The sequence below is a fragment of the Mesorhizobium album genome (assembly GCF_033977205.1).
Taxonomy (GTDB): Bacteria; Pseudomonadota; Alphaproteobacteria; order Rhizobiales; family Rhizobiaceae; genus Mesorhizobium; species Mesorhizobium album.
In genome coordinates, this window is the sequence record NZ_JAVIIW010000090.1 from 1 (window position 1) to 8,102 (window position 8,102).

Annotated in this window: 2 protein-coding genes and 1 pseudogene; all 3 read right to left on the reverse strand. The window is 57.4% G+C overall.

The genetic code is table 11. The features are described 5' to 3' along the window. Positions 1-164: 164 nt before the first annotated feature. On the reverse strand, positions 165-413 hold the full coding sequence (locus RFN28_RS34005) for an acyl carrier protein (protein WP_320291504.1): 249 nt from the start codon (positions 411-413) through the stop codon (positions 165-167). Between the two features lie 73 nt (positions 414-486). Further along, positions 487-5,904, reverse strand: a complete 5,418-nt coding sequence (locus RFN28_RS34010; protein WP_320291505.1) for an alpha/beta fold hydrolase — start codon at positions 5,902-5,904, stop codon at positions 487-489. Between the two features lie 795 nt (positions 5,905-6,699). Beyond that, positions 6,700-7,978, reverse strand: a pseudogene (locus tag RFN28_RS34015) (IS701 family transposase). Between the last annotated feature and the right edge of the window lie 124 nt (positions 7,979-8,102).

The window sequence follows — 8,102 nt, forward strand, 5'->3', positions numbered from 1 at the left end:
TAACATCGACCGCGAAGAGAAGCGAGTGACCCGCGGGGCGACTGGAGTAGGGAAAAATATCACGAGGAGGGGCTTGACCTTAACGACCCCAATCAGAGAAGCCTGCTAGACCAAATGTTCTCTTGGGACCGGCGAACATTTAGTCTAACAAGCTTGAGGTGTTTTTATTGCGACGGGTGGTTACGTCTGCATATGCGGTCATACAGGTCGCCGAACGTCGCCGCCTCAATTATCTCATCCAATTGCGGCGACCTCCAGCGGTCGCTTTTATCCAAAGTGGCTTGGATTTCTGCTGCGATAAGGCTGTCTCCCCCAACATCAAAGAAGTTATCTTCCATGCATATTTCGTTGTCTCCCAAAACGGTTTTGATTTCATCAAGAAAAATTCTCCTCGGATCATCGTTACTCAACATGTTTACCTTTCCTATTTCGGCTTCTTTTTCCGGCAGAGATTTTTCTCTTCTTCTGGCCGCTCGTCTGGCATCGTTAACACTTCTCCCCTTTGCGGCTCTCGCTCCCGGGCTGCCGCGGAACCGTCGGGCTCGCAGGCTGATCGTCCGGCCAGCATCGTTGACCGTCGAATGAGTACGTTGGAAGGGGAATGCGATGGCGAGTACCGAACGGTTCCAACTGATCGCTGGCCCGTTTCCAATCCACCGCAACACCTGCGGCCCAGAGTGCCCCAAGGCATTCCAGTAGGACATGGCGGTCGGTGGACTCATCATCGTTCTCGTCGCGCGCGGCTGGGACAATCGATGGAATTAGGTTCTTGCGATCCTCCGGGTTGATCGCCCCATGTGCGAAACGCGCCAGATTGCGCGAAGGGCCAAGATCAACGAGTGCAGTTACACCGGCAGCGACCATGGTCTGGATAGAGCGATCGAATCGGATAGTTTCAGTTGCTTGCCCACTCCAGTGGCTATCCGGCAAGAGTGCTTTTGCGCCATGCAGGGATCCTGAATTCAGAGCTATGGCCACATCCGGCAACCGCTTTTCTACGATGCGGATCTGGGCATCGATGGTCTCAGCCGCTCCTTTCATCAGCGGAGAATGGCTGGCGACACCAGCTGTATTAAGGAGGTTGTTGGGGATCTGTCGCTGTTCGAGACTTTCCTGAAGCCTTTCCAGAAGGTCCCGCTTGCCGGTGAACACGACACCGGTATTTGAGTTCACGACACCGACGCCAATCTCGCCAGCTGCAGCTCGATCACGCCAAACATCCTCCGTGAGGATACGCTCGGCGTCGTTCGGGCCACATTCGGCCGCAAGCATAGCACCGTCGATACCAAGATTCGCCATCGCGCGGCTCCGAACGACCGTCAGCCCAACAGCGTCTTCTACTTTTAGAATACCAGCTAGGGCGGCCACAACGTATTCGCTCATGCTGTGTCCGACGAGATAACCGGGCCGCACTCCAAACAGTTCTAACAAACTAGCCATGGCGTATTGCACGGAGAAAATCATGACACTGATTTCTTCGAAGGAAGCCGTCCGGTATGTGTCGTCTTCCCCAAATATGACCGTCTCCAGGTCGCGATCCAGAACCCGGCGACTAGCGGCGGCACACGCCAGGACAGCATTGCGAAAGTCTGGCACGTGATCAAAGAGGTCCTTGAACATTCGCGGGTGCTGCACTCCACAGCCGGGCAGCATGAACCCAATCGACGGCGATGAAACGGTCCGATCAGCTGCACGATCCACCTCTTCTTCCAACCTCGCAATGGCCATATCCAAGTTGCGCGCCACAACGACGGTTCGGTGCTCGAACTGGCATCTCGCCACGCGTAGTGTATGAGCGACGTCACCAAGATCGATATCGCGGTTACGCTGCAGGAACGCGGCTAGATTCCGGCAGGCCCGGCTTAACGCCGAGGAGGTCTTTGCAGATAGGCAAAGGGCATAAGATCCCCGTGCGATCGGTCCGGGCCAAGCTCTCGCATTGTCGCTGCCCCATTCCTGCAGAACGACATGGCAGTTGGTTCCACCCATGCCGAGCCCCGTGACTCCGGCAGTGCGCGGCCGTCCCGGCGGACAGGGCCAAGGTCTAAGCCGTTCATTGATGAAGAAAGGCGTATCTTCCAGACCGAGATCTTCGTTCAGCCGGTTGATATTGATAGTCGCGGGGATTACGCCGTGCTGAAGGGTGAGAACTGTTTTGATAAAGCTCGCCACCCCTGAGGCGATGTTGGCATGGCCGATATTCGGTTTGATTGACCCGAGCGCACAGGCGTTGCCCGTTTTCTCTTGCCCCGCAAAGACCTTTGCCAGAGCGCGGACCTCGATCGGGTCTCCGACCTTGGTGCCGGTCCCATGAGTTTCGATGTATTCCACATCTTCAGGGCCAAGTGCCGCGGAGGCAAGTGCCAAGCGCACAACTTCGGCCTGGCCTCGCGCGCTAGGCGCGGAGAAGGACGATTTGGCGCGGCCATCGTTGTTAATGGCACATCCTTTTACCACCGCGTGGACCGGATCGTTCGCCTCAAGCGCGTCTTCAAGGCGCTTGAGAACCACAACCCCCACCCCATCTCCGAGCACCGTGCCACTGGCATCGGCATCAAAGGCTCGGCACACACCGTCCGAAGAATTAATAAAGTCCTTGACAAACTGATACCCCGCTTGAGGGAAGGTGATACTGGAGGCACCTGCCAACGCCATGTCGCAATGTCCGGCCGCGAGCGACTGAGCGGCGACCGCGATCGCCACCAACCCAGTTGAGCATGAGGTTTGCACCGCAATACTTGGGCCATTGAGGTTCAGCATGTAGGACACGCGCGAGGCAAGGTAGTCCTTCTCGTTGCCGAGCTCCGTCAGGAAAGCGAGTCGCGCGTTGGTGGGATCGCTGAGGCCGCCCTTCAAATGGTGCAGCAGATAGAGTGGGGAAGAAGAACCTGCGAACACTCCGGTCCGGCCTTCATGCTGGGTTGGCGCATATCCGGCCGACTCGAGGGCCTTCCAGCAGCATTCGAGAAACAGACGATGCTGCGGGTCCATTAACGTTGCCTCCCGCCTCGAAAGCTTCCAGAAAACCGGATCGAAAAGATCCACATCCTTGAGATGGGCGCCCACGCGCACATAATCGGGGCGCTTCAGGACAGCCTCCGGAATGCCCCGGGCCTTGAGTTCATGCGTGGAGAGTGAGGTGATCGAGCACACCCCATGGCAAAGGTTTTCCCACAGTGCATCGACTGTTTCCGCGCCGGGAAAACGCCCGGACAATCCGATCACCGCAATGTCCATACCGCGGCTGCGCCGACGGTCCAACGCCTTCACATGCGGCCTATCCGGCAAGACTGGCGGTGTTTTGGGGAGCTTGCCGCTTTGGCGATGCCTCTGCTCGCCGCCACGATTGCGGAGAAGAGCCGCGAGTTCTTCGAAAGTCGGATTGAGGAAGACCTCCACTACGCGGAGCTCCACCTTCAGACTTTTGCGAAGCTGCGTACAGAGTCGCGCAGCCAGGAGGGAGTGTCCGCCGCAGTCGAAAAAGTTGTCGCGCGGATCGGCAGCCTCAGCCTGGAGAAGGTCGCGCCAAGCTGCGCGAAGTGCCGATTCGACCGCGTCGGTACCGGTCACCGGAGCGCATGCCTCTTGCGCGAGCCCGTGAAGGCGCGACCGATCAAGTTTCCCATTAGCCGCAATGGGCAATTCCCTTACCGCCACGAAATGCGCGGGTATCGCATAATGCGGTAACTCGGACTTCAAATGCGCTCGCAAAGCAGCCTCCCAGCCTTTGCAACCATCGTGCAGGACTACATAGGCGATCAGTCGATCAGGCTGGCCTGTCGTCGGATCGAGCTCAGGCAATACGGCGGCGGAGCGGACCCCGGAGTACCGCAGCAAGGCAGCTTCTACAGACGCTGGAACGACGCTATATCCTCGGATTTTCACCATGAAAGCGCAACGCCCCATAATCTCCAGCTGGCCGCCAGGCAGCATGCGGCCAAAATCGCCAGTGCGGACCATCTTGCCATCAGCGCGGAACGGATCGGGAAAGAATCTTTCACCTGTCATCTCCGGGCTGTCGAGATATCCATGAGCCAAGACATCGCCGCCGACGAAGACCTCGCCCAGGAAGCCCAGTGGGACAGGATCGCGTTGCTCCCCGAGGATATAGACACTGACATTGTGCTGAGGCGGACCGACCGGCACGACCTTTTGTATTGTCGCAGGATCGATCTCTCTCAAGTCAATATGCGAGATATCATGCGCCTCTGCTGCGCCGTAGTAGTTGATGATTCTAACGTGAGGCAACGCATCCCTCACACGCGCAAGCAACGCTGCTGTTAGTACCTCGCCTGATAGGAAGATCAATCGGAGATCCGGAAGGAGGGAGGGGACGTCGAGCAAGCCGCTGCTGAGAAGCACATCCAACAGTGAAGGGGTTAGCAATATTCTCGAAATTCGATTTCGTTCCAAGTAGTTGACCAGCTGGTGCGGATCGTAGATAACGTCGTCAGGGATCAGATAGGCTGGAATCCCGGCGAGGATCGGGCGCATTATCTCCCCGGCCAAGAAGAGATTGATCGCCTCGCGATCATCGGGCGCATATGGCAGTACGCAATAGCGCCACTGGTGAGAGGCTACAGCGCTTCGGTGAGGCAAGACCACCCCTTTTGGTTCACCAGTCGTGCCAGATGAAAATGCAATCATGGCGGGCGCATCCAAATCCACCGCTTGGGGATTGGCCGGATTGGCCTTGCCGAGTTGTGCTTCCCAACCCTCGTCGAGCGACAGCGCAATACCAGACCAGTCAGGCGGAAGCTTAGCTGCGAAACGGTTGTTGGTGATAACGATTTCAACGCTTCCCTTCTCAAGTATCCGCCGTAGCGCAACCATGGGGTGCGCTTTGTCAAGCACGACGTAAGCAGCCCCTGTCTTAAGAATACCGAACAACGCGACGGCGTATTCGGGTGAAGTATCCATCAGGATACCGACGCGCGAACCTCGGCTCTGACCATGTCCGAGGAGGTGCCTGGATAGAATCTCGCTCAGGTCGTCGAGTTCACAATATGTGATGGTCGCAGCCTCTGACACGATTGCAGGACTGTCGGGGGTGAGAGCCGCTTGTTTGCGGAATTGCTCATGCAGAGTTAGGTTGGTATAAGGGAAGATCTCGCCGTGTTGGATGGAAGCCGGAAGTTGTCCCTTCACCTCGCCAACTTCGCGCAGGAGGCTAGACACCACCTCCTCCGTCATGGACAGGGTGAAAAAGTGATCGCTATCAAACATAATCCGTGCGAAGCGCGACGTCGTAAGCCGACACCATTCGTCCAGGCCATTCGCATTGATCGTTTCGTCTTGAATTCCCCCCATCGCGGTTATTGCCGCGCCGATTGGCGTTGGTAAGCTCCGGTCGTAGGTCTCCACAAGTTCGAAGTCGGCCCGCAGTGGCGGCAAAATGAAGTCTTGTAGGAGTACCTCATTTGCCAGCGCTTCTTCGGGGACCATGCCAAGGATACGGATCACATCGGTTAACTTGTCGTCCGTGTATCTATACATGGGCGGCTCATCCGCCGGCACATCCGCCGGCTTGTGAGCAGACACGACAACAAGGAAGGGAGATGGCCGACCGGCCTCCTCCAGTGAGCGGGCGACTTCGTAGGCGACGAGCGCACCTGCGCTATGACCGAAGAAAACAAAAGGCCTACCGCTGTAAGCCTGGAGCGCCTCAATGACCATGGGTACCAGTGCGTCCATGCTGCGGATCGCGGCCTCCGCGGACCGTTTGCGGCGCCCGGGAAGATCCAGGCAAATAAGCTCAACGTCGTCGGGGAGATAGCCAGACCAAGTACGGAATGACTGTACGCCGCCCCCTCCGTGAGGGAAACAAATTATCCGATACGATGGATCAAGTGATTTCTTCACGACGCTAAGCAGTGCTTTGGCTTTATCATGAATTTGTTCCATATCTCAAACCACTCCATCGCGGCTCCGCCTGACATTACCATATCTAAGCGGGAGTTATTTATGACGACATTTCTATCTTATGTATATCTCTCTTCGGAGACTTGTCGCATTAGATAGTTGTCATTTCTAACTAACTTGCCTGCGGACAAGATAACAGCGGTTGGCGGATGTCGAAAGACAATGTTTGTTAAACTTAAGTTAATGTTTGTTGAATAAGTTATAGTAGGATAAATTTACACGACGATATGGTTTCTCCATTTGACATTTGATACGAGCGCACCCACCTTATCGAGACGCAGGCTCACGCTGACGCGGCTCTTGCCGCCGCCGACGAAACTCGCTGTCGTGACCGTAGACTTGCGAATTTTTCGAGATGATTTACTTGGGCTCATCCGGCCGAGTGGGCGCGGATCGTCATCTGCGGCATCGAAGGCGGTAAATCGTTGGAAACGAGTCGATGGGCGGGACCACGCTTGCCTGAAAGAGGGCGCGGCGTTTGTGAGGCAACCTTGATGCTGGAGGGTTGTAAATGACCGCGCAAAACACCAGGCGACCGGATCGCTAGGGTCACTTGCGTTGAGATGGCCTGATTGGGGCCGGTTGGGCCGCGCATTTTCTGAGGGCTGGCTTGGATGTGGTGGTGTATAGTCCAGCTGCCGAGCGCGAGATCTATCTGAGGGAGTACCTAGCTAGCACTACTTTGGCAGATTATGTTTGGCTGCGTCAGCGAGGAGTTTCTCACAGTGGGGGCATCGCCTGGGTGGCGGTCGTGCGAAGAGGTCGAGGATGGCTTGTCTAACAGCCGGCATGCTCGGTTGCGGCGGTGGTCCCCCGACTCTTTTTTTTCCGTCCCACTGCTTTGAGGCGGCGGGATTGGAGGAAGGCGTAAGCGATCATCGTCATCAGGGCATGTCGGTGTAACCCGGTCCAGGATCTGCCTTCGAAGTGGTCGAGGCCGAGTTCCTCCTTGAGCTGCTGATGCGCCTGCTCGCAGATCCATCTGGCTTTGATCGTGGCGGCGAGCATCTTGAGGCTCGTATCGACCGGCAGGTTCGATACATAGTATTTTTGCTCGCCAGTCGACCGGCGTTCGCCGACGAGCCAGACCTCCTCGCCTGGCATGCATTGCACGCGATTGTCGAGCATCCGGTGCTTATGACCATCCGCAACGCGGACACGTCGAGCCGCAAAGTAGCATGTCAGCCGACCTTTAGTGCCGCGCCGCCAGCTGACCCTTTGCCATTTCCCTCCGGCCAACAACGCTTCTGCACAGACCGGGGGCTGATCAGGGATGTGGTATTTGCGGGGCTTTCCGGTCTTCGCGACCGGGAAGATCAGATCAACATCGGCCGGATAGACGTTTTGGCGTCGCGATAGCCCTACAGCCCACAGCAGACTGCGCTCACTCAAAGCCTGACGAAAAGAGCTGCTCGACCCGTAGCCCGCGTCGGCAAGCACGCAGCCAAAACGCGCGCCGGAGGCGATGACACGATCGATCTCTTCGATGGCGATCTCCGGCTTTGTCAGAGCGACCTGTCGATCCTTCGGGACTCGCGCCCGCATCATCCGCTCGGGATCATTCGTCCAGGTGTCGGGCAGGAAGAGCCGCGGGCCCACCATCACCGGCACCTCGCGCGAGGCCAGCGTTACCGAGACCAGCGACTGACAATTGGCAGTCTTTCCGAGCGACGAGGCATATTGAGGCGCGACACCAACCGAATGTTGTCCCTTCTTCGGTAACGCTGTGTCGTCAATGACGAGAAAGCCTGCCTCATCACCAACCAGGCCATCTGCCTCCTTCAGCAGCGCAGCCTCGAGTGGAGCGCTGTCCCAAACCCCTGCAGCGACGAAATGATGAAGCTGATCGTAGCCGACCTCGCCAGCGCGCGCCGCCATCGGCTGAACGCTCTTTCGATCTCCTGGACCAATCAGCCCAGCGATATAGGCCGGACACATCCGTGCCCGCGTCTTGTGCCCTAGCGCCGCGACAAACGGCTCGAGCCAGCGATCCAGATCGGCTTGCCAGTCCACGTCCATTGATCGGCCCTCCATGAGCCGACCTCCCATGAATCACGCAAACCACCTCTTGGGAATCTGGAGGCTTCTGTGAGGTCCGCGGGCACGACGGAGCGGCCGGGTTGGCTGTCGGACCTCATTGCAAGCCGGATTGAACGGAGCCGCGGGCAGGACTGGCGCTA